The following is a 23,934-nucleotide window of genomic DNA, read 5'->3' as shown; positions in this document are numbered from 1 at the left end:
TCCTAAAAAAATTTAATCATAAGTATGGAGACTACTGCTCCAAATGTGATGTATACCATATTATCTTTAAACCCAATTATGTCTCTTGACTGGGGAATTAATTGAAATAAAACCATATAGCTCATTATTCCCGATGCTATAGACATACTTATGCACATTACTGCTGGAGATATATTTTTAAGAATTATAGCAACAATAACCCCTACTACAGCAGGCAACCCAGCCATTAGGGACGATAATATCATTTTCTTTTTTCCAGTATTTGAGTACAAAAGAGGCGCCGCCACTGAAATACCCTCTGGAATATCATGTACAGCAATTAAAATAGCCATCTTAAAACCTATAGAATTTCCTTGCAGGATCCCAACACCCATAACTAACCCCTCTGGAAAATTGTGAAGCATAAAGCCAAGAATTATAATTATAATTCTTTTCAAATTAGAATTTCCCTTATAAAAATCACCAAGGTAATCTATTAATAGCACAAAGGCTAGGCCCACCGTAAAAAATATCATAAAAAAATCAATACCACTTGAGTGTATTGCCTCTGGTATAATTTCAAAAAAAGTAAGTACTAGCATTATACCACTTGAAAAGCTCAATGCCTTTCCTACGATGTAGGGAGTTGTCTTTTTAAATGATATGCTGATGAAAGTTCCAAGCAAAGTTCCCACAATAGAAACACCTATACAAAGCAATATTATAAATAATTCTCTAATAGACAAAATCCGCCTCCTAAAATAACATATATAATTAGTTTATTTGATATAAGCCTAATTTATGTTACTTTCAATTGATACTCCACCATAATGCGTTATCGCCACTGACGTATGAGATTTATTGCATCATCTGAATAAAAAGCATGAAAACAGCTACTGTATATTTCATTTAAAAAACCATACTTTTTATATAATCCCTTATTTATAACAAGGTAATAATAATAAAATTCTGGTTTGCTCTCATGTATCTTGTAGTAATAGCTGGCTGCATATGGATGTTTCTTCATGGCTGATTTCGATATATTTCTTAAGTATTTGTTATACCTCTGTGTCTGAAAGATCATGACAATATCCCATTGCTGCCCACCCTTCTCCACATCCACAAAAACCACATCTTCACATCTAAAGCTTATTTTCTTATCAAATATACCTTGACGCATTCTAAATTTTCCTATGTTATTTTTATAACTTAGTATTTCCAGATCTATCCTTTTTATCACACCTGACACAATTACTATTTCTACTAAAGCTAGATATATCCATAAAATTATTTTAAAATTATTTAAAAACAGCAACACGGTTGGGAGCAATAGAAAAGTAAAGCTCATAAAAACAAGAAACAAGATAAAATTACTCCTTTGCTTTTTTATGGCTTTACTTAAATTCATGTTCTCACCTTCATCTTTTTTATATTAGTTTACACTTGAGAATTTCCCATGGCCTGCATTTTTTTAGATTGCTCCTCAGTTATAAGAGCATCTACAACTTCATCCATATCTCCATCCAAGAAGGACTCAATTTTATATAAGGTAAGGCCTATTCTGTGATCTGTCACTCTTCCTTGAGGATAATTATAAGTCCTTATTCTTTCACTTCTATCACCACTACCAACTTGGCTCTTTCTATCGTCTGCAATACCTTTATTTCTCTCTGCTTCAGCCAATTCATAAAGTCTAGCCCTAAGAACTTTCATTGCTTTATCTCTATTTTTAAGCTGTGATTTTTCATCCTGGCAAGATATTACAATACCTGTTGGTATGTGAGTCAGTCTTACAGCTGAGTCTGTGGTATTTACGCACTGACCACCATTTCCCGAAGACCTAAAAACATCTATCCTAATATCGTTTGGATTTATTTCAACTTCCACATCATCAACTTCTGGCAACACAGCTACTGTTGCAGTAGAAGTATGTATTCTTCCACTAGATTCAGTGTCTGGTACCCTCTGTACCCTATGAACTCCGCTTTCGTATTTAAACCTACTATAGGCTCCATTACCTTTTATCATGAAGACAACTTCTTTAAAGCCCCCAAGGTCTGTTTCATTTAAGCTCATTACTTCGTATTTCCAATTTCTCTTTTCTGCGTATCTTGTATACATCCTAAATAAATTGTATGCAAATAGGGCCGCTTCTTCTCCACCTGCACCACCTCTTATTTCCACAAAAACGTTTTTTGAGTCATTGGGATCTTTAGGCAACAACATAACTTTCAATTCTTGTTCAAATTGTTCTTTTTGCTCTATAAGAGACTTTATCTCCTCCTGAATCATTTCCTTCATCTCTGGATCGGTCTCTTCAGTATGCATTATTTTATTTTCTTCTATAGCCTCTGTAGCATTTTTGTATTCTTTATATTTTGCCACAATACCTTCAAGATCTGCATGCTCCTTACAAAGCTTTTGCCACTCTTTCTGGTTTTCCATTACAGTTGGATCGCTAATTTTATTCGATAACTCATCATACTTATTTTCTAAAAAATCTAATTTACTTAACATAACACTCACTCCGTATCTAAAATATTTATTATTATACCACAATGATAACCTCTTCACTACAGACAATTTTTAACTTTATAGTTACATAGCTACAACTCATTTTAAAACTATCTACATGAAGATTTTTTGTATTCTACAATATCCTAGCTACAAGTGTCCAATAACTACTCTGTCTAACCCATTGAAATCTTTCATAACATTTACATCCTTAAAATTATTTTGTCTTAATAGCTCACTAACTGCCTCTCCTTGGTTGTAACCGATTTCCAATCCAATACATCCACAAGGTAATATAACTTTTCTGCAATCATGGGCTATTTTTCTATAGAAATTAAGTCCATCGCTGCCACCACAAAGGGCTAGCTCAGGTTCATAATTTTTAACATCATCCATTAACCCCTTCATATCTTCATCAGAGATATATGGCGGGTTACTGAGCAACATATGGTATTTCTTCTCTTCTCTTATGGAACTTTCAAGCATATCGCTGTAATGCGCATTGCAAAAATTTGATAAATCCATGCTCTTTATATTGTATGAAGTAACATCAAGAGCATCGTCGCTTATATCAAAAAGATCCACCATAGTTTTTATGGAATCTTCATTTAAAAGTTTTCCTATGGAGAGCCCTATAGCGCCACTGCCACAACACAAATCGCATACCATAGCAGGCTCACTCCAAACACCGTTTTTCACATTGTGCTTAATGGTTTTCAAAGCCCACTCCACAAGTATTTCCGTATCTGGCCTAGGTATAAGAACTCCTGGGCGAACAAAAAAATCAATACCCATAAATTCACATTTATTTAGAATATACTTTATAGGCATTTTTTTTCTTCTAAGCTCTACATAAGAAAAGAACTCTTTTACTTCTCCATCTGTCAATTGGTAATCTCTATTAGTTATGGTAAACATCCTGTCTTTCCCTATAACTTTTCCTAGCAAAAGTTGTGAGTCAAGTTTGTAGGTATCATTATGTCCATCCTTAAGTATATCATAGGCCCTTAATAAGGCTTCTCGTATATCCATATTCTATTATTCATCTCCATGTTCCGGAAGCACATCACAATATATGCCTTCCGCTTCCTTAAGTGCTCTTATAGCTACTTCTATCTGATCATCATAAGGCTCCTTAGTAGTAATCCTCTGAAGCAATAACCCTGGATACGCAAAAAAATTGCTTAAGAAGCTATTGCTCTTGCCCATCCATTTTATAACTTCATAAGAAATACCTACAACTACAGGCAACAACAAAATTCTGAATATCAGCCTCTGCCACAGAGAATTCCATGATACTGCAGAAAAAACTATTATGCTTATAACCATAACAAGAAAAATAAAATTGGTGCCGCATCTAGGATGAAATCTTTCGAAGGCTTTAACGTTTTCTACAGTGAGTTCTTCATCAGCTTCATAGCAAAATATAGTTTTGTGCTCCGCTCCATGATACTGAAAAACTCTTTTTATATCTTCCATCCTACTTACAATTAACATATACAAAACCAATATTAAAACTCTTATAACACCCTCAACTATATTTAAAACAAACCTCTTATCTATAACATTTTTAAGAAGACCAGTAATAAATGTGGGCATTGCAAAAAACAAAAAGAAAGACAACACAAGAGACAAACATAAAGATATTCCTACAATAACATTAGAAGAATTCTCCTTAAACTTTTCTTTGAACCATTTATCAAACTTTCCCTCTTCTTCTTCACCATCTTCCTCTTGAAAGAAACTAGCTGAATAATTTAATATCTTTATTCCCGTGACTAGAGAATCGGCAAAGCTCGCTATACCACGTATAAACGGCAAGCCCAAAATTTTATGTCTTTGAGTTAAAGGAGGCTTATTTTCTTTTTCAACCACAATTTCACCATTGTTTAACCTTACAGCAGTTGCCATACCATTTTTACCACGCATCATAACACCCTCTATAACTGCCTGGCCTCCAACGTTTTTATATTTTTTCATATTTCCCCCTCAAAAAGTTATCCAAATTTAATATAATTTTTGCATACACATTCATTTTATCAGATTTTTAATCTCCTGTGAACCATTCTGTTAACAATAGAGCAATTTGTTTGTATCTAGAATCCATATTGACACTTATATTGTACCATGTTATACTATAATGGTTGATGTGACGGTTATAATTTTTTGTTTTGAAAGAGGTGAATATAATGAAAAAAGATTTACATCCAGAATATCATAATGATGCTGTTGTTAAGTGTGCATGTGGCAATACTTTTACAACTGGTTCAGTTAAACCTGAGCTAAAGGTGGAAATTTGCTCAAAATGTCATCCATTCTTCACTGGAAAGCAAAAGATTGTAGACCAAGGTGGAAGAATTGATAAGTTTATGAAGAAATTCAACCTAAAAGAAGAAAACTAGTATTTTAAGAGCTAAGGCATAATGAATGAACTTTCATTATTAACATAGCTCTTTTTCTTTTAAAGAAAATCTGACTTACAATAGAAATTCTATAGAAGTCAGATTTTTTTTGGTTTACTTTCCACACAACTCTTTTAAATACAATGAAATAAATTCCTCGTTATTTTTTGTTTTCATCATCTCGCCAATGAGCTTTTCTGTGGTATTCACAGCATTTCCTTCCTTGTACATAACGCGCCTCAAGTTATATGAAATAGCTGTTTCTTTTTTACTAAGCAGTAAATCCTCTCTTCTCGTACCGGATTTATATATATCTATAGCAGGGAAAATCCTTCTCTCTTGAAGCTTTCTATCCAGATGGACTTCCATATTCCCCGTACCTTTAAACTCTTCAAAAATCATGTCATCCATTCGACTTCCAGTATCCACAAGTACTGTGGCAAGAATGGTAAGACTTCCCCCATTCTTTACATTTCTAGCTGCACCGAAAAATCTCTTAGGTCTAAACAAAGCCCCTGGATCTAAACCGCCAGATAAAGTTCTACCAGTGGATTCCACCACAAGGTTATTGGCTCTAGTAAGTCTTGTAAGGCTGTCCATTAATATTACAATGTGCTGACCTTGCTCCACCATCCTCTTAGCTCTCTCTAGCACCATATCTGCTACTTTTATATGGTGTGCGGGTTCTTCATCGAAAGTAGAATATATAACCTCACCATCAATGTTTTCTTGCATATCTGTAACTTCTTCTGGTCTCTCATCAATAAGCAATACTATCAATTTTATATCTTTATGATTTTCTGTTATACTGTTGGCTATTTTTTGTAGAAGAGTTGTTTTACCAGCCTTTGGTGGTGCTACGATAAGGCCTCTCTGACCTTTCCCAATTGGACATATTATGTCCATAATTCTTGGCGCCACGTCATCGGGGTTTGTTTCTAGATATATTCTTTCATGGGGATATATAGGAATGAGTTTTTCAAAATTTTCTCTGTTTATTGCCTTTTGAGGACTTTCACCATTAATGCTTTCAACGTATAAAAGTGCCCTGAATTTTTCGCCATCCTTAGGTATTCTTACTTTTCCTTTTACTTCATCCCCTGTTTTCAGATTAAATTTTCTTATTTGAGATGGAGAGACATATATATCCTCAGAGCAAGTGAGATAATTATTGCCTCTTAAAAATCCAAAATTATTGTTGTCAATAAGTTCTAAAACGCCTTTGGCACTGTTAGAATCATCTATCATAGCCTTTAGCTTTTCTTTCTTTACACACTTGTCCTCGCTATTGCACTCTCTATTTTCTTCATTTCCTTCTCTAGCTATATAATCACATTCAGAGGTTGTTTCTTTAACATCCTCATAGCTCTCTGTTTTTGGATTACAGCAGGAAGTTTCTGTGTTTTCTTTTTCACCAAATTCTTTTGATGAATTTATGATTTCATTTATTAGTTCACTTTTCCTGTATTTAAAAACATTTTTGATATTTAGTTTTTTTGCTATTTCCCTTAAGTCCGTTAACGGTTTACCACTTAAATCCATATGCCCCTCCCTTATGTTTTTTATTATTTAAATAATTTTTTCTTCACTAATTTGTTTTAATAATTTGAAATATTCTTGTCTAAATTCACTATTTACAAATAATTTTTCTTCTGCATTCTTATTTATGCTATGTATATTTTCTAAGTTAAAATCACTTTTTAAAAGATTTACATCCATGCAATTAAATCTACTCAACACTAACATCAATAAATACTGATTATCTTCATCCTCAACTAAAGCTTTAAGCTTTGACTTATCTATATTAAGCGCCTCACACACCACTTGGATTATAATGTTGTAATTTTCCTTTAAAAACATTTTATACACCTCCCATGCCTATAATTATTGACACAGGAGGTACATTTTATTCAGCTGTTATGTCTTCCGTATTAATATTTATCTTTATTTCCGTAGGCAAAACATTTCCCGGTGTTATTTCTAAGTCGTATTTTGCACTAATATCTCCACCCATATCATTTATATTAATATGGACAGATTTTACCTCCATTGTAAGGCCTAAAGATCCATGGGAAGTAACATAAAGAAGGTGATTTTTTTCTTTATTCTTGAATATCATTTTCGTATTTACTGTTCCACTTCTCAAAAGAGTAAACATATCATCCTCAATCTTTAAAGTGGTGGTAGTTCCCTCCATGCCAGAAAGTTCACTTTCTTCATAAACGGCATAATACTTATCATTTCTATTGTAATATTTTCCTGGAGTAACTACGGTAATTACATCCTCATCGTCATTCTGCTGCTTACTAACAACAGAAATCACAGCATTTTTTTTCATATATATCCCCCTACTCCACGAACAATATTGTTCTTCTACTAAAGCAAGTACTTCTGAAACTCTTCCTCAGATATATCCTTAGCTATTATTTCACTTTCAGAAGGAGAGCCATAGTGTCCATACCTCACAACTACATTTTCTTCATTTTTACCCTTACAGTATCGCTTTGTAACCGATGCAGCAAAATCTAATTCTTCCTTACTAGGCTCACCCTTTATTGCAATCAATGATCCCTTGTAATCTCTTGCCAACATACACAAATCTGACTTATTAAGACACTCTTTAAGTGTAGCTGTTTCCTCTTGAACTCTTGTAGATATTATTTTACAAGTTGGACTCATTCTAAAATGCCTTCCAATAGTAAGTAGCCTTAAGTCCTTTTCGTCCACTTTGTCTTGATACTTTAATAAGTCCTTCATTCTATCAGAAAAATTAGGCTCTGTAAGCTTACATCCACCTGCTGGTGAAGGGTAATCCTTTATATTCCATTTTTCAGCTAACTCCATTTGTATTTTTCGGCTTCTTCCACTTATGCCCATTAGCTTTTCTCTATCTACCATGCCACTAAGTTCCATCTCCGTTGGTTCAAGATTTAAGGCACATAGGGGTCTTAAAATTTTGTTTCCAATCCCCGATTCCTTTTTAACAGCATTCAAAGCGCCTTTATTTTGAGACATCGGCCTCTGATTGAGAACCTCTCCCGTTATAATAAAGTCAGCTTGGAATTTTTCAAGAAGTTCACCGCAATATCTCATCATCATGGCATGACAATCTATGCACGGATTGATATTTTTACCATAACCGTGTTTAGGGTTCCTTACCATTTCAAAATGTTCCTCTGAAAAATCCACAACTTCCAAAGGCACATCAATTTGCCCTACCATTCTTCTTGCATTTTCCTCATTAAAAAAGTATGATTTAAAACATATACCTATGACCTCTATCCCTTGTTCTTTTATCAACTTTGCAGCCAAAATACTGTCAAGTCCACCAGATATCATAGCAAGTGCTCTCGTCATATCGAATTCTCCTTATCCGTTTTTTCTTTCCATTGCCAATGCAATAAGTTTATCAATTAATTCTTTGTATGGCACCCCTGTTGTCTCCCAAAGTTTTGGATACATACTTATACTGGTGAATCCTGGCAAGGTGTTTACCTCGTTGAGATAAATATCCTCGCTATCCTTTGTTACAAGGAAATCCACTCTAGACAATCCAGCACAATCTAGTGCTTTAAACACTTCAACAGCAATCTCCTGTACCTTTTTAAGACCTTCCTCACTCATAGTTGCAGGAATTAAGAGTTCTGAAGAAGCATCCTGATACTTAGCCTCATAATCATAAAATTCTTTTGCAGGTCTTATTTCTCCAGGTATAGATGGTTTTGGATCGTCGTTGCCAAGCACAGCAACTTCAACCTCTTTAGCATTCAAAGCTTCTTCCACTAAAATTTTTCTATCGTATTTTAGAGCCTCTTCTATTCCCTTTATCAATTCTTCTCTATTGTGAGCTTTTGTTATACCCACTGAAGAACCACTATTTGAAGGCTTAATGAATAAATCGTAGCCAAGTTTCTTTTCTATCTTCTCTATTAAACTCTGGCTATCTTTTTCATAATTGAATTTATCTACAACTACGTAGTCTGCCTGCTTTACTCCAAATCTCTCTAAAACGTATTTTGTGTACACCTTATCCATGCACACTGCCGATGCCATTACAGATGGACCAACGCAAGGTATATCTACAAGTTTACACATACCTTGTACTGTTCCGTCTTCTCCATAAAGACCATGAAGCACAGGGAATACCACATCAACTTCTCTATTGAATAGTATTCTCTCTCCCTCAGACTTCTTATAGAACTCGTCTTGTTCCCAAGCACCGCTTTCTATTTTATCATAACTTCCTGTATATTCAAACCATCTACCATCTTTTGTTATACCTATTGGATATATATCGTATTTTTTTTCATCAATATTTTTAAGAACTGAAGTTGCTGACACTCTTGATACTTCATGTTCAGTAGATTTACCGCCAAATAATACTGCTATTTTAGTTTTCATGGTAACTTTGCTCCTTTCAAATTTTCTCTATTAATTATATCACGATTAATAAGAAAAGTTGCAGGTTATTTAAGAAATTCCTTAATACACTCAAAGATTTTGGATTTTAAAGTGAAATCAGGCTTTTTACCCTTATTGTTTATAAAATCATACTGTTCTTCTGTAAGCACACTTTTCATTTCACTTTCAACTTTCAACTCATTTACCTCTACTTTTGTTACATCTGCAAAACATAGCGGTGGAAACATAAGGCACCACCAATTGTGGCCCTGTGCTTCTCCAATCAATATCCTGTAGGACTCATATTCCCCTTGAGGAAGTGTGATGTTCCCGTATGTTTTTGACGGAAAATTCTCTCTAGACAATTCACTAGACACATTGTATTTATAACCATTTTTCTTTATTACTTTTCTGCATATACCCATTATTTCATCATTGTACTTATTTATTATTTTCCTTGATTCAACTATGCTATTGCAGTCCTTTATTTTAGGGGAAATATACTTTAATACCTCATCCCTAACTTTAAGCTTCAATTCCTGATCTTCCTTACAATCGCTATTGGCCAAAACGTGAAATCTTATTATTTTATTAGATATATCTCCAAGCATAGTTTCTTCAGCTCTTTTTGCATATATTTTTGATGTATAGGCGTAACTACATATTATAACACACAAAACCACAAACCACAATATTCTCTTCATATTAATAATCTCCTCTCAACCCTAAGTAATACACAAATGTATTATCATATCAATTAGTTCATATTAATATGTTGTCCACTTAACAGAATATTTATACATGTATTTTACTGCATAACTCCAATTCTTCTTATCCTGGTTGTAAAATTAACTTTCACCTTTATATCTCTCACCACACTATGCCACTGTGCCCCGATTTCTTTATATATTTTAGGATGAAATTTTTCCATATACTGTCGTATACCCATTATATCTACGCCATACTGTCCACACAGCTTTTTAATCACTTCTTCGCTGTCCTTTTCAAAAGCTGAATTAAATTTTTCCTCATACTCCTTTATGCGTTGAGATGACATTTTCCCTGAATCAACAGACAGCTCCGTTATAGCCCCATCTAATTCAACATCTATATCAATGCTGAGTTTTCCATCTTTATAGGACTCCATATCTATTTTTCTTCTAGAACTTTCCACCACATAATCAATAGGCACACCGTGGATAAACACAGTTTTCCTTCCTGAAGAGGCTCTACCCTTTAATAGCTCTATATAGCAGGTTTCCTCATTATTTAGACGAGCAACTAACCTATAATCTTTTATAATGGCAACCCCATTCAACTCCACTTGGCTTTTATCCTGAAAGAACTTTATATAAGGTATCATTATATCCCTTTTTTCAGAACTAAAACTCAATAAATTGCTAAGTGTTATAGGAATTACCCCTTCATTCCTGTTGCTATTTTCCAGAATACCAGTCATGTAAGTTTGAAAATTGTTTTCCATATCCGGTTTAAAGCTTTCAAACTCTGAAGCTTTCCCCTCCACCACAATAACATGCGTTTGCCTATTTAAATTTGAGTTCCTTCTAAAATAATCCATGGACTGCTTTAAAATATCTGGATATTTAAACATCTCATCACTTATAATAATCATTTTGCTGTGATCAAGATTTATATTTCTGCTGCTTCTAGACGTCACCTGGGAGATTGCATCTTCTATGGAAGAAGCCATGGTTTCAATTTTCTTCTCCTCCACTCGACTGCCAAAATCCTGACTTAATTTGCTTATATCCGGGTACCCAAAGGTTACGTTTAATATGTGTAGCTCCCCTTCGTTATTTGCCTTGTCATTTCCCTTTAGTTTATTATCTTCATACTTTTCCACATCATCACCTAAATCTATGGCTATAGTAGATACAAAAGCTCTTCTATCAATTTCAACCCTATCCCAACAAGCCGTAAATGTGAGAGATGAAGTGATAAAAATCAATGTAACACACCATTTAAATAATCGTCTTTTCATTTTATTCACCTCACATAAGCTTTTCTAAATCTACTTATTATATAGATAACAACAGGAATTACGAGTGTAGCAGTGCTAAAATAATTAAACCACCTTGTGCTGTTTACTTCGTATATTTGCTCAACATTTTCCGGAATCATGGATAAGGCATAATATACTATGGCGATTATAACCGCCAACAGCTTTTTCCCCTTTATATTGAAAGTTTTTATCAGTGATTCTGTAGAAAAGGAATACAGTGTTATAAAATTACAGTAGAAAAACAAAATCCAAAATACCATTACAACACCTTCCCATTTTTCCACAAAAGTACCCCTTAAATTTATGGATCTTATCATTGTGATTGTAGGCCAAAGCATATCTTTAACCTCCTCTTTTGTGAACAGGATTACGGAAATCATTGTAACAACAGCGTAAGTAATAGTAACAAATAATATAGCTTTCATAGATACAATAATAGTGTGCTCCCTATTTTTAGCATAAGGAACAAGCACAAACATTAGGAATATACATGTAAAGGAAAGCATGCTCCTACCAGTACATTTTGCATAATTTACTATATTATTATTGAAGATTGGAAGTATATTTGTCACGTCGCTATTTTTTAAAGTAAACATTAAAATAACTGCCAAGGGTATAAATATAAAGCCAAAAACTACACTGTTAAACCTAACTACATTATCTAGTCCGTTTCCAACAATAACCCAAGAGGTTATGATGAATGTTATAATAAGAATACTTAAAGGTGTTCTAGGAAGAAGATACAGCTTTAGTACCTCACCAAACACCCTAAGAGAAGTTGCTGAATAAATTATGGCATAGATTATATATAAAACGATTATTATTCTTCCCAAAATGCATCCTAGATTCTCATTTAAAATACAATTAAAATCTTTGTAATCATTTAGCGCCATAAGATTTATTATAATAAGCATAAGTGCAAAGGTAATTACCCCACTTAATAAAGCAGCTATCCATCCCTCCGTGCCTAAGTATATGGTTACACCCCTTGCGTAAGAAAATAAATTTATGCCTAACATCCCTATAACCAATGTTGAAAAAAGCTGATAGTCCTCAATGACTATTTTATTTTTCAAAATCTCACCTGCTTTCATATACAATTTTTGTCTTATTTTTGTCTTATTTTATCACCAGTTTTCATGTACTCCGGTCTTCTTCTAAAGGATTTTAATGGTGCCCTTATAAATACATCCTTTAAATCATTAAATTCAGGGCCAACCAAAGGAGCTAAGTATGGAACAGTAAAACTCCTCAACTTTAAAAGATGGACTAGTGACAATATCATGCCAATCATGACTCCATAAAGACCCAATATAGAGGAAAGTATTATGAGCATTATCCTTATAAACCTAAAAGAAGAAGTCACCTCATAATTCGGAGCAATAAAGGTGGTTATGGCTGTTAAACCAGTTATTATAACCATAATAGGACTTATTATTCCTGCACCCACAGCCGCGTCCCCAATAATAAGCCCTCCCACAATACCCACCGTGGCTCCTATAGCTTTAGGTAACCTTGCCACAGCCTCTAACAAAAGTGAAATGCTTATTTCCATAAATATAGTCTCCACAAAAGCTGGAAATGGAACACCCTCTCTGCAAGCAGCTATAGAATAGGCAAATTTAGTTGGTATTATATTGTTGTGAAAAGACGTTACAGAAATATACAAGGCAGGCAATAGCAAGGATAAAAATATGGAAAAAAACCTTATCAATCGGATAAAAGAAGCAGATATCCACCTAGAATAATAATCATCTGGAGATTGCATCAAATTTACCAAAGTGGTGGGAACGATAAGCACAAAAGGCGTATTGTCAACGATTACGCCTATCCTACCTTCATATAAGGCTGCAGCCAACACATCTGGTCTTTCTGTACTCTGAATTTGTGGAAACGGAGAAAATCTATCCTCTTCAATCTCCTGGCTAATGTATGAACTATCTAGAACAGCATCTATATCTATCTTGTTGATTTTTTCCTTAAGCTCCTTTAAAGCTTCAGTATTTACTATGTCCTCAATATAGGTTATAACTACATCAGTTTTCGATCTCACTCCCACAGTGGTAGCTTCTAGCTTAAGTCTTGAATCCCTAATCCTCCTCCTAAGAAGGGCTGTGTTAAATCGAATGGTTTCCACAAAACCCTCCCTTGATCCTCTAATAGTAGTTTCACTATTAGGCTCTGAAACTCCCCTGTTAGGCCATGCACGAGTAGCTATAATATACGCAAACTCTACCCCATCTATAAAAATTATACTCTCACCAGACAGTATATTCTTCACAGCGCTAGCCATATCAGCTTCAAGCTTTACATCTGAAGCTGATATTATACTGTTTTTTATTTCCTCCACAGAGCATATATCTTCATTGAATAACTGCATAGGTTTAACAACGTAGTCATTTAATAAAATTTTATCTGCAAGCCCATCTACGTAAATTAATCCTACATTTCTATCGCTGACACAAAAATGCCTAAAAGTAATATCTGAATTATCCTTTAATAACTCTTTTATGTACCCCATATTTTCCATAGCATCTTTTGTTACCTTTTTTCTTATACTTTCTTTCACCTTCATCACCTCTTTCAAAAAAATAAAAACCATGCACATATAGCATAGTTTTTACATTAATTAATATTTTATTCCTATAGACTTCTCGTAATAAATACTTCATTGTAGAACTGTTTAAAATACTCAAAAGCACGCTGAGCTGTTAACATATCTGGAAATATACCAAAAACACTAGGCCCACTGCCACTCATAAGAGCACCTTCAGCCCCCAATCGCATCATTTCTTTTTTTATGCCAGAGATTTGAGGATGCATACCCACCGCCACATTTTCCAGAACGTTTTTCATATTATAGCATAAAGCCCTTATGTTTCTCTCTTTTATTGTCTTTACAATCTCATCTGTAGCAGGGTGTTTATTTATCTTATCCAACTGCAATTTGCCATAAATGTCCTTTGTAGATATTCCAAAATTAGGCTTCACAAGAACAACTATAACATTATGTATGGAGTTTAAAGGCTTTACATTTTCTCCAATTCCCTTACACAAAGCAGTTCCCCCTTGGATACAATATGGAACATCTGCGCCTAGCATTAACCCTAGCTCTTTTAAGCTTCTATGGCTAACCTTTTTCATAGGAAACATCCTTCTCATTGCCTTTAAGACTGCAGCTGCATCAGTGCTTCCACCGGCAAGGCCTGCTGACACAGGGATGTTCTTTGTGATACCTATACTTACTCCATCCTTTATATTGTATTTTTCTTTATATAGGGCTGCTGCCTTGTAGGCTAAGTTTCTTTCGTCACAAGGCACATATTTTTTATCGCAAGTTACATTAATCATACCTGTACTATTACTATGTATTTCTATGACATCGTATAAATCGATTTGTTGCATAACCATTTCTAGCAAATGATATCCATCATCCCTTTTTCCCACCACATCTAGAGATAAATTTATCTTTGCATAAGCTTTTATAATCATCATTCTTTCCTTTCATACAATACTCATAAGGATTTCTTATATAATTTATTTTAGCTAAAAAAAAAGAAAAGGGCAACATGAATATGCACTATTCACCCCTTTCTTTTAAATAAATTCTTATCCACTAACCATAATATTAAAATTATAAAACAGCTCTTCCTTGTATGATAAGCTTTGTACCTATCTGTAAATTATCAGGATCATCTATATCATTAAATTGGAGAATTTTTTCCACTGTTGTGTTGTACTGTTTTGCTATTTTCCAAAGTGTATCTCCTTTTTGAACAGAATATATGATTATGCTGGCTTTTTTCTTTGGAAGATCACCCTCCCCCTCTTTCAAGTCCACAAGAAGATCTTTGTCCACAGTGTAAGACACCATAGCCCTTGTTTTAATTACAGCTTTTACTGCAATCACATTACCTTCTATTTCACAATCACTGTTTTCTATGCAGCTCCTAGCCATAACCTGCATTTCTGGCTTTGCCCCATCACATTGAATCTCAGAAGTAAATGGTATGTCATCCTCAACAGAGTACATAGGAATTTCTTCATTGTTAGTCTTGTACATTACCTTTACAGTCATTACACCTTCCACAATAACCTTATCATCTATAACTCTCTTATCAGATATAGTTAAAACAGGTTTGCAGAATATTATTTCCTTTGGAACAGGCATTTCCTTTTCTAGCTCTATTTCACCTTTTATTATAGTGTCTGTTACAACTTCATCGTGCATAATGTTTATTTTATGTTTTTCAATATTCAAATCGAGAGGCATAGTAGTGCAATAAGCATCCTCTATGGCGTACAGTTCTTCCTTACTCAAAACCCTCATGTTGCCCTTGCAAAGGACAGAACAGTTCACCGACCTTTTTTCCCCCATATCGTCTTCCTCAATGCTCACATCCATATCCGCCACTTCGAACTTTGATATCTCTCGCATGGACTCTCTAAGATTGTCTGCAGGGATTTCCTTTTCAATCACCATTTCATCTTCAGATGAGAATATTTCCCCTTCATTGTCCTCTGCTTTATAAAGCATGGAAATTTTTGCCCAAAGTTCTACCTTGCACTTCCCATCTATAATTCTCACATTTCTTTTATAAATGGAAGCTTCCGATTTTATTATTTTATCTATAGGTGGTTTGCTCATGGGAACTTTTATTTTACACTGCCCAGACATATCTACATCCATGTTCTCCACGATTTTATCTATGAATATAGGAGTTTTATAAAATTGTATTTCCGAAGCCCCATCCACATCTTTTACTATTTCGTATCTATTCTTCGAAAACACTTGAGCCTTAATAGTAATTATACCCTCTATACTCACTTTTCTCTCATTAACAATACTACATTCCATATGTTCAACAAAACATTCAGCATCGCCATAAACATCGCTGTCATTCCTATTGTAATCGATACTGTTATTAAAATTAGTTGAGTACGATGTACAGTGCACCGTAGAGCCTTCCTCTGATTTGTTTAAGTATATTACAGTATAACGGCAGTTGCCATCTACAAGAATTTTATTTTCTAACACTTGTATACTTTGGATCCTTGCATCGCAGTCCAGCATCAATACCTCCTGTACATCTGGTAATGTATCTGGAATAACATACTCACCGTGCAATATTGTATCCACTGAGTTTTCAGCCATCAACTGCTCATACTCTATATTTTCTTTAATAAGTTCCATACTGATTCCTCCTTATAATAACTACTAATTAATGTATATAGCAGTTGTACTAAATTTATGAAGAATATACGAAACTTTTTTATTTTATTTTTTAATACTAAAAATCCTGTTTGAAAGTATTAAAGCCTTAGCAGTATTATTTATCTGCTAAAGCTTTACATAAATTATAAATCGTATTGAATCTGAACAGTATTGGTCAAGATGTCTGAATAACTATAGGTAAGCCTTCTTTCATTGTTATCACTATCCAGTTTAATTGTAAAAATACTTGAATACGCTCTTTCAATGACTCCATCTTTAATAAAAATTTTCTTTCTGCCACCTAAATCTCTTATACTTATAGTATCTCCAACATGACTTTCAATTTCGTTTCTTATAGAATTTATTTTATTATAACTGCTCATAACTTCACCTACTTTCATAAGGCGTAACATCATATTTATCTCAATTATTTTTTGTCTTATTTATATTATCCCTTATTTAAACATAAATATACGCTACAGCCTGGTCCTTTATTTTTGCAAACAAAACTACTCCAATTCGAAATAAACAAAATTTTAACTTAGGGCGGTGTAGCAACAATTAGCCATCAGATAAAGGAAGATTTAGGGAAGCCTTCTCTGTACTTACCCCTGGTTTGAAGCCCACCTATTCCCTTTATGCCAGTAATAGTATTTTGTATTACATCCTTTATTGGAACAGTTTTCTCAATATTGGTATATGCTACCTTTTCACATACCAACACAGGATCGAGACAGTGAATCAGTACCCTACTAGGGGAACTTGCGAAGTTTGCACCTGCATCCAAAATGGCTTCATAGCAAGATTGGCATGCACCAGCAAATATTACAAGGTCATCGTAACTCTTTTCGTAATCTCTCAACTTTTTAACCGTTTCTACAAAATACTTCGTATTTCTATAATTCTCCAAATTCATGTAATCCGTGGTATGCTTAATCATTCCATCATGACCCGTTATCACTACTATGTCCGGTTTATATTCATCTAAAAGTTCAACTATCATAGAAGGCTGATCTTTTTCGGGTATTGCCTTTCCCACAGCTTCTATAGACAACTGCTTATAAGTTTTAAGGCACACCTCCAAATATTCAGGATCCCCATCTATATGAAGAATTCTTCCCGGTCTGCCAAAACCCATTTTTTTACTTTCGTCTAAGGAGATTTCTTTTCCTATGTCGCCGTCTCCTCTTGTTCTCGATCTTCTTTTTTCTCTGTATTTTTCTCTTGTTTCCTTTTTTTTTGCGTTAAATACCATCTTAAGTTCCGTATCTCTCTCCGCTATAACACGCCTTAAGGAGTTACTAATCTTCTCGTTGAAAATAATATCAGCTTTGCTTGTACTACTATCAGCTACCTTTTCTAGGTCCTCTTCACTAGCATCAGCCTCAATCCTAAGATTTACTCCCTTTAACATATAAATTTTTTTATTGTCTTCTTCTACAATATCAATGACTTTAAAGGTTATATCCTTATCATAGGATTTTCTTACCACAAAATCTCCGATCTCCATAGACATTTACCTCATAAATTAGTTATCATTATAATATATGAGTTTTAGAGATTTTTGTGAATAATATATAAGACTTGAAAATTTTACGGGATAAGTGTGAGCATAAGCTATACTACACTTCAAAATTTAAGGAATAAACAGTTATATTATTTAAGATGAAAGGTTAGAAATCTTTATCCAGGGGCGTGTCAGTTATTATCTCTCCCATAGGAAGATGACATTGTTTAAACAGCTAACCATGTGATAATAATTAATTTTGAAAAGAAAGGCTACCTACAAGCAAACTTTTTTCCTCCCAAAGAGGACTTAAGCATAACCTAGGCAGTCACAACAGAAATCTTTGCTTTAGATGAAATTTTAGCTCACTCTGAAGATTATTAACTATGAAGACTATTCACTAAGAAGGTTATTGGTCTTTATCTAGGAGCCTGTCCGCTGTCCTCTCCCCTTAAATTAAGCGGAGTGATATAAAACCTAACCACCAACTAAAACTACTTAAATAACTTCTTTTTGTAGTAACTCTCTGCAGTATACAAGGCAGCTAAAGGATTGTGTCCAAGCACCCTATCCTTCACGGCAAATACGGTAACAGGAGCTTCAGAGTATTTTATAAATAAGGAATCGTGCCCGACACAAAGGCCTAGCAAAATGTTTAAATCAGTATGAGACTCATTTAATAATTTAGCCTGTCCTATTGGATTACACATAGGCTCATAAGTACATGGTCTTACCTTTTCTTCCTCTTTTATACCCATTACCTCTTTTGGAATACTTCCATTTTTACACACAATAGAATTTACCTCAAACCCATTATGCCTCAAAATTTTCCCAAGCACAGCCGCCTCATTGGCAAGTCCAATGCAAAAAGCTATACCCAGTTTTTTATAATTACACTTCTTAGCGAAATCCATGATTTCCTCTAATCTAGTTTTCACGCAGTAGCCTTCCGCCTCCACCATGGCAGAATTATAAGCTATTTTATGATTCTCAGCTTCACCATATAGTTCTCTTATTTCATTCTGCAATGATTCTTCAGCACAAGGACAATTTCCTGGAGTTTTTTCCATGTGGCCAGTTTTACAAGCATGTTCCTTACATACATCGCACGTATACATTTCAGTTACCTCTTTCATGTTTTCAGTTGTCATATTGTTATCCGTATCCAAACCCATGGACATGATCACATTAATAGCCATATTTATCTTTTAGTCAGGTTCAGATTCAGATTCAGATTTATTTCATAGTAATTACAACAACCAGTCACTTAGTCTAATTCTATTATACCACACTTCAGCACATTTTTATATGAATGTTCAGTAAATTACACATTATATTTTTCTATGCATGATTTTTTTTTGTTTTTAACAAATTAATCATTACCACTAATAAATTCATTATTAAGAGCAATAGAGGAAATATCATCACAACCCATACTCCATTCATTCCTCTATTTATATATTGACCTTCTTCAAAAAAATACAAAAACCAAAACCAATCACACACTTCTAAAATCCCAATTTCCAATGTAAAGTACTTTAAAATACTCTTTCTATTTCTATTATCCTTACCAATGAGAAAAATCCCCATGGATATAAATATAATCATGACAATAAAAATCACCCCTGCTATACTACCTACAACTTCTTCAAATAGAGCTTTAAATATAGAAACCATCTTATTTCCTCCCCTTTATCACAGTTAGTGTAAAGTTTTTACACTATATTCTTATATACAATATATCACTTATAATCAATGTATTCAATGTATTTTTATTGTTTTACGATAAATACTCATTTTTTAACCCACCACTGCCATATACAACACAGCTTTTTCATGAGTAAAACTTACAAAACATTATACACGCAAAAAATTTCCCATTTTCTATTGACATACTGTATATATACGACATATACTGTATATATAACAACTGTTTATACTGAATATGAACACAATTTTAATTTATATGGGGGGAATAAGTGTGGATTCTCTAGAAAACACTGAAAACATATTGGAATTACGCAATGTTAGCAAAGCTTATAAGAACTTCACATTGAAAGATGTGTCATTTACGTTGAAACGAGGGTTTATAATGGGGCTTATTGGTGAAAATGGTGCTGGAAAAACTACTACCATTAAACTAATAATGAACCTTATAAAAAAGCAAAGTGGAGAAATAAGAATTTTTGGCAAAGACAATATTAAATTCGAAAAGGAGGTAAAAGAAAAGATTGGTTTTGTGTATGATGATTGTTTTTATTATGAAAAACTTTCTATAATGGACAATGCAAAAATATTTTCTAACTTCTACAAATGTTGGGATTTCAATACCTTTAAGGAATATCTTAAAATTTTTAAACTAAACCATAAACAAAAAGTAAAAGAGCTTTCCAAGGGTATGAAAATGAAATTCTCTATAGCCCTTGCTTTAAGCCATAAAACTGAGTTTCTCATTTTAGATGAACCAACAGCAGGGCTAGATCCTATCATGAGAAGGGATCTCTTGAATATCCTTCAGAATCTAATGGAAAACGAAAATATAGGTATTTTAATTTCTAGCCATATTACTTCAGACCTTGAAAAAATAGCAGATTATATAACCTATATAAAGGATGGAACTGTGTTACTATCCAGTGCTACAACAGATATTCTTGAAAATTACAAAATAATAAAAGGTTCTCTAGCTCTTCTTTCATCCATTGATAAATCCTTAATAATAGGTCTAAGAGAAAATAAATATGGTTTTCAAGGACTCATAAAAGATATCCACAGTATTGATAAGAAACTTTACAATAGTTTAATTTTTGAAAAACCGTCCATAGAGGACATCATGGTTTATATGAACAAGGGAGGTAATGCACAATGATACACCAAGCATTTTACAATTATAAAGCTACATTATATATGTATAAAAAGTCCTTACTTTTATTTTTAATAATCCCTTTTTTCTTTACTATAACTAAAACTTATGACGATTTCTTTTCTATTACCATGCTTATGGGGGCTATTATGGTTTTGGCCTTACCTGAGTGTGATTTTAGAGATGGCTGCAATACCTTTATACTCAGCACACCTTGTACTCGAAGTAAATATATTGCAGGTAAATTCATCAACATGGTTTGCTGGTTTATAACAGTCATGGTTATTGCTATACTTATAACATCTTTAATGAAGAATATGATCCCCTATGGTTTCAATATGCCTTCCTTTTCAAATGTAAAATTAATATTAGCATTCACCATGATATTTATGAGCATTTACTATTTGATAACCTATTCATTAAACGTAAAATTTGCCAAGATACTGTATTTTTTCACCTTTTTCCTGGCTATGCTTTTTTACTCTCAAATTCCAGTTTTAAGTTCAACAAATACAGTGAGGGACCTATTTCCTACTTTGTTCAATTTTCTTAGCAGTACTTCTATACTTAATAATCTGCTATTTTTAATAATAATGATAGTAATAGTATGGCTTTTGACATTGCTGACAATTGTCATATACGAAAAAAAGGATTTTTAGGAGGTTTTTATATGATTGCCATGTTAAAAAAAGAATTCTTATGCAGCAAATTTATTCTTATAATTTGCATGACTATTCTTAGTATCTTCATAATATCATGTTCTATTTTTATGAATACCAAAGGAACCCTTGTAATTAGCTCCATGGTATCATTAATGATTCCACTTTTAATTGAAAATTTCTCTTCCACAGAGGAGATGAGAAAAAACTTTGATTTAGTCATGAACAGCTTTCCAGTGAAACGCAGTGATGTGGTATATGCTAAATTTATATATTATCTTATTCTGTACCTTATGACTTTTTCAATTTTCACAGTATTGATGCTTGTATTTAATAAATTTAACTCCACAGACCTTGGCCAATTTTTTCTAATGGAAAGCGTTATGTTTATGTTTTACTCTATCTTTATGGGACTTAGAACCTGCCTATACTTCGCCTGTGATAAAAGCATCATTATGAAATATGGCACTGTGCTAACTTTGTCCATAATTTATGGTCCCATGTTAATATTAGCTCTAATAAACAGACTATTACCAGATATATCTAAAAAAATCAAACTTTTATTGTCAAGTATGTCTTTTATAAATAAAACTACTATTATAATCTTTGTAATGTCTCTAATTCTCTATTTTATATTTATGTTTATAGGAGCAATGGGTTATAATAAAAAAGATTTTTACTAATTTTGAAGGTGGTAAATTAACATATGAATATAATTATAAATAATTCCTCAGGAGAGCCGATTTACTCACAAATCGAAGAACAAATAAAAAATCAAATATTAACTAATGTACTGCAAGCCCATGAACCACTTCCTTCCATTAGAGGTCTAGCCAAGGATCTTAGAATCAGTGTCATCACAACTAAAAGAGCCTATGACGAGTTAGAGCATGAAGGATTCATATATACATTGCCCGGTAAGGGTTCCTTTGTAAACGTTCAAGACAAGGCCCTTTTAAAAGAAACCATTATGAGGAATATGGAGGATTACCTTAGCAAAGCCTTAGAAGAAGCACAAAAAGCTGGCATATCATTGGATGAAGTAATTGAAACACTTAAATTGCTATCCTCTGAAAACTAATTTTATTCCATTAAAAACAAATTGGAGGTAACTTGCCCATGTGTGAACACAGTATTCTTGAAATAAAAAACCTATGCAAAAGTTATAAAAATTTTACACTTAACAATATAAATTTAAGCCTTGATAAAGGATTTATCATGGGACTTATAGGTGAAAATGGTGCCGGCAAAACCACACTTATAAAGCTCATCATAAACCTTGTAAAACCAAATTCCGGCAGTATAGAAGTATTTGGAAAAGATAATATAAAATTTGAAAGTGACGTAAAAGAGAAGATAGGCTTTGTGTATGACGAACTTAACCTATACAGTTTCATGTCCGTAAAAGATAATATTGCCCTTGTCTCTTCCCTTTATTCTTCTTGGGACAGCAATGCATTTAACTCTTATATGCAAAGATTCGGCATTAGCCAGTGTATGAATCAAAAATTTAAAGATTTATCAAAAGGCATGAAAATGAAGCTTTCTCTATGCATAGCCTTGAGCCACAAGGCTGAATTTATAATCCTTGACGAACCAACCTCAGGCCTGGACCCTGTTGTAAGAAGTGAACTACTAGAGGAACTTCAAACCTTGGTAGAAAATCAAAATGTTAGCATACTTATTTCTACTCACATCACCACAGATTTAGATAAAATAGCGGATTATATAACATTTTTAAGTAACGGAAATATGGTTTTCTCTCTTTCCAATGAAGAACTTCGTGAGAATTACAAAGTAGTTAAAGGTCCCTTAGCTGCCCTAACTGAAGATTTAAAAGCATTGTTCCTAGGAGTATCAAAAAACAAATACGGTTTTGAGGCATTGACAAATTCATCTGATAAACTATGTAAATTTATAAAATCCCATAGCAACGACAGCATTTACAATGATTTAATTATAGAAAATGCCCAACTAGAAGATATTATGTTTCTCCACAACATCGCTTCATAAATCTCTAAAAAAAACACTTAGGCATTTTTAAAATGGATCCTATAGAGTAGACAATAAAAAAAAGTCTACTCCTACAGGATCTTTTTTTGTACAATGTAATAGAAAGGTTGTGAATATAATGAGCAAGAAATTATTTTCTGATGAAGAGATTGATGTCTTATCAAAGAATAAATATGTAAAATCTGTAAGTAAACGTGGAATTACTTATACAGATGAATTTAAATCATTGTTTATTGCTGAATATAACAAGGGATATTTGCCAACTCAAATTTTTATTGATGCAGGCTTTGATATAGATATATTAGGTAATGATAGAATTTGGAGTGCAAGCAAAAGATGGCGTAAATCATACAGAGAATCT

General features: G+C 33.4%; 27 protein-coding genes. 7 read left to right on the top strand and 20 right to left on the bottom strand.

Features of this window, described 5'->3' with window-relative positions; all coding sequences use genetic code 11:
• Positions 1-2: 2 nt before the first annotated feature.
• From BUA73_RS12105 to BUA73_RS14165, 5 genes are all read right to left on the bottom strand, one after another.
• The gene (locus tag BUA73_RS12105; protein ID WP_072904382.1) at positions 3-725 is read right to left on the bottom strand and encodes a ZIP family metal transporter; all 723 of its coding nucleotides are present in this window, start codon (positions 723-725) and stop codon (positions 3-5) included.
• Positions 726-814: 89 nt separating this feature from the next.
• Positions 815-1,387, bottom strand: a complete 573-nt coding sequence (locus tag BUA73_RS12100) for a hypothetical protein (protein WP_072904381.1) — start codon at positions 1,385-1,387, stop codon at positions 815-817.
• A gap of 29 nt (positions 1,388-1,416) precedes the next feature.
• On the bottom strand, positions 1,417-2,496 hold the full coding sequence (gene prfA / locus BUA73_RS12095) for a peptide chain release factor 1 (protein WP_072904400.1): 1,080 nt from the start codon (positions 2,494-2,496) through the stop codon (positions 1,417-1,419).
• 147 nt (positions 2,497-2,643) lie between these two features.
• A complete protein-coding gene (gene prmC / locus BUA73_RS14170; protein WP_072904380.1) occupies positions 2,644-3,525 on the bottom strand; it encodes a peptide chain release factor N(5)-glutamine methyltransferase in 882 nt (293 codons plus the stop codon).
• A gap of 6 nt (positions 3,526-3,531) precedes the next feature.
• The gene (locus BUA73_RS14165) at positions 3,532-4,473 is read right to left on the bottom strand and encodes a DUF1385 domain-containing protein (protein WP_072904379.1); all 942 of its coding nucleotides are present in this window, start codon (positions 4,471-4,473) and stop codon (positions 3,532-3,534) included.
• Positions 4,474-4,682: 209 nt separating this feature from the next.
• Between BUA73_RS14165 and rpmE the strand changes: the two genes are divergently transcribed.
• Positions 4,683-4,895 (top strand): 50S ribosomal protein L31, encoded by a 213-nt coding sequence (gene rpmE, locus BUA73_RS12080; RefSeq protein ID WP_072904378.1) that lies wholly within the window; start codon positions 4,683-4,685, stop codon positions 4,893-4,895.
• Between the two features lie 114 nt (positions 4,896-5,009).
• Here the strand turns inward: rpmE and rho are convergent, their stop codons facing one another.
• The 15 genes from rho to BUA73_RS12005 all read right to left on the bottom strand — a co-directional run bounded on the left by rho (position 5,010) and on the right by BUA73_RS12005 (position 19,718).
• Positions 5,010-6,437 (bottom strand): transcription termination factor Rho, encoded by a 1,428-nt coding sequence (gene rho / locus BUA73_RS12075; protein ID WP_072904377.1) that lies wholly within the window; start codon positions 6,435-6,437, stop codon positions 5,010-5,012.
• A gap of 27 nt (positions 6,438-6,464) precedes the next feature.
• Positions 6,465-6,755: a hypothetical protein gene (locus BUA73_RS12070; RefSeq protein WP_072904376.1), complete on the bottom strand. Its 291-nt coding sequence runs from the start codon at positions 6,753-6,755 to the stop codon at positions 6,465-6,467.
• 46 nt (positions 6,756-6,801) lie between these two features.
• Entirely contained in the window at positions 6,802-7,233 is a 432-nt protein-coding gene (locus tag BUA73_RS12065) for a YwiB family protein (protein ID WP_072904375.1), read from the bottom strand.
• Positions 7,234-7,271: 38 nt separating this feature from the next.
• A complete protein-coding gene (locus tag BUA73_RS12060) occupies positions 7,272-8,252 on the bottom strand; it encodes a ThiI domain-containing protein (protein WP_072904374.1) in 981 nt (326 codons plus the stop codon).
• A gap of 12 nt (positions 8,253-8,264) precedes the next feature.
• Positions 8,265-9,296, bottom strand: coding sequence for a D-alanine--D-alanine ligase family protein (locus BUA73_RS12055; RefSeq protein WP_072904373.1), 1,032 nt, complete (start codon positions 9,294-9,296; stop codon positions 8,265-8,267).
• A 65-nt stretch (positions 9,297-9,361) separates the two neighbouring features.
• Entirely contained in the window at positions 9,362-10,000 is a 639-nt protein-coding gene (gene spoIIR, locus BUA73_RS12050; RefSeq protein ID WP_072904372.1) for a stage II sporulation protein R, read from the bottom strand.
• Positions 10,001-10,104: 104 nt separating this feature from the next.
• Entirely contained in the window at positions 10,105-11,298 is a 1,194-nt protein-coding gene (locus BUA73_RS12045; RefSeq protein ID WP_072904371.1) for a Ger(x)C family spore germination protein, read from the bottom strand.
• A gap of 5 nt (positions 11,299-11,303) precedes the next feature.
• Positions 11,304-12,395, bottom strand: coding sequence for a GerAB/ArcD/ProY family transporter (locus tag BUA73_RS12040; protein WP_178139271.1), 1,092 nt, complete (start codon positions 12,393-12,395; stop codon positions 11,304-11,306).
• A gap of 32 nt (positions 12,396-12,427) precedes the next feature.
• On the bottom strand, positions 12,428-13,888 hold the full coding sequence (locus BUA73_RS12035; RefSeq protein WP_072904369.1) for a spore germination protein: 1,461 nt from the start codon (positions 13,886-13,888) through the stop codon (positions 12,428-12,430).
• A gap of 74 nt (positions 13,889-13,962) precedes the next feature.
• Positions 13,963-14,811 (bottom strand): 4-(cytidine 5'-diphospho)-2-C-methyl-D-erythritol kinase, encoded by an 849-nt coding sequence (ispE, locus tag BUA73_RS12030; RefSeq protein ID WP_072904368.1) that lies wholly within the window; start codon positions 14,809-14,811, stop codon positions 13,963-13,965.
• Positions 14,812-14,953: 142 nt separating this feature from the next.
• Entirely contained in the window at positions 14,954-16,513 is a 1,560-nt protein-coding gene (locus BUA73_RS12025; protein WP_084672260.1) for a DUF3794 and LysM peptidoglycan-binding domain-containing protein, read from the bottom strand.
• 164 nt (positions 16,514-16,677) lie between these two features.
• Positions 16,678-16,917: a Veg family protein gene (locus tag BUA73_RS12020; RefSeq protein WP_072904399.1), complete on the bottom strand. Its 240-nt coding sequence runs from the start codon at positions 16,915-16,917 to the stop codon at positions 16,678-16,680.
• 185 nt (positions 16,918-17,102) lie between these two features.
• Complete coding sequence (gene yabG, locus BUA73_RS12015) at positions 17,103-18,044, bottom strand: sporulation peptidase YabG (protein ID WP_072904366.1); 942 nt, start codon at positions 18,042-18,044, stop codon at positions 17,103-17,105.
• 491 nt (positions 18,045-18,535) lie between these two features.
• The gene (locus BUA73_RS12010) at positions 18,536-19,159 is read right to left on the bottom strand and encodes a DUF1847 domain-containing protein (protein ID WP_072904398.1); all 624 of its coding nucleotides are present in this window, start codon (positions 19,157-19,159) and stop codon (positions 18,536-18,538) included.
• A 223-nt stretch (positions 19,160-19,382) separates the two neighbouring features.
• On the bottom strand, positions 19,383-19,718 hold the full coding sequence (locus BUA73_RS12005) for a hypothetical protein (protein ID WP_072904365.1): 336 nt from the start codon (positions 19,716-19,718) through the stop codon (positions 19,383-19,385).
• A 304-nt stretch (positions 19,719-20,022) separates the two neighbouring features.
• On the opposite strand from BUA73_RS12005, the gene BUA73_RS12000 reads away from it, so the two are divergent.
• The 6 genes from BUA73_RS12000 to BUA73_RS11975 all read left to right on the top strand — a co-directional run.
• On the top strand, positions 20,023-20,907 hold the full coding sequence (locus BUA73_RS12000) for an ABC transporter ATP-binding protein (RefSeq protein ID WP_242942388.1): 885 nt from the start codon (positions 20,023-20,025) through the stop codon (positions 20,905-20,907).
• A complete protein-coding gene (locus BUA73_RS11995; RefSeq protein ID WP_072904364.1) occupies positions 20,904-21,560 on the top strand; it encodes an ABC-2 transporter permease in 657 nt (218 codons plus the stop codon). The genes BUA73_RS12000 and BUA73_RS11995 overlap by 4 nt, the downstream gene beginning before the upstream one ends.
• 11 nt (positions 21,561-21,571) lie before the next feature.
• Complete coding sequence (locus tag BUA73_RS11990) at positions 21,572-22,243, top strand: ABC-2 transporter permease (RefSeq protein ID WP_072904363.1); 672 nt, start codon at positions 21,572-21,574, stop codon at positions 22,241-22,243.
• 23 nt (positions 22,244-22,266) lie between these two features.
• Positions 22,267-22,641, top strand: a complete 375-nt coding sequence (locus tag BUA73_RS11985; RefSeq protein ID WP_072904362.1) for a GntR family transcriptional regulator — start codon at positions 22,267-22,269, stop codon at positions 22,639-22,641.
• Positions 22,642-22,679: 38 nt separating this feature from the next.
• A complete protein-coding gene (locus BUA73_RS11980; RefSeq protein WP_072904361.1) occupies positions 22,680-23,573 on the top strand; it encodes an ABC transporter ATP-binding protein in 894 nt (297 codons plus the stop codon).
• Between the two features lie 118 nt (positions 23,574-23,691).
• Positions 23,692-23,934 (top strand): HTH domain-containing protein (locus BUA73_RS11975; protein WP_341465318.1); only part of this gene is annotated, 243 nt, incomplete at its 3' end.

The organism is Hathewaya proteolytica DSM 3090 (genome assembly GCF_900142225.1).
GTDB lineage: Bacteria > Bacillota > Clostridia > Clostridiales > Clostridiaceae > Hathewaya > Hathewaya proteolytica.
Note: the sequence above shows the minus strand (reverse complement) of the source record. Positions and strands in the feature narration are given on the sequence as shown.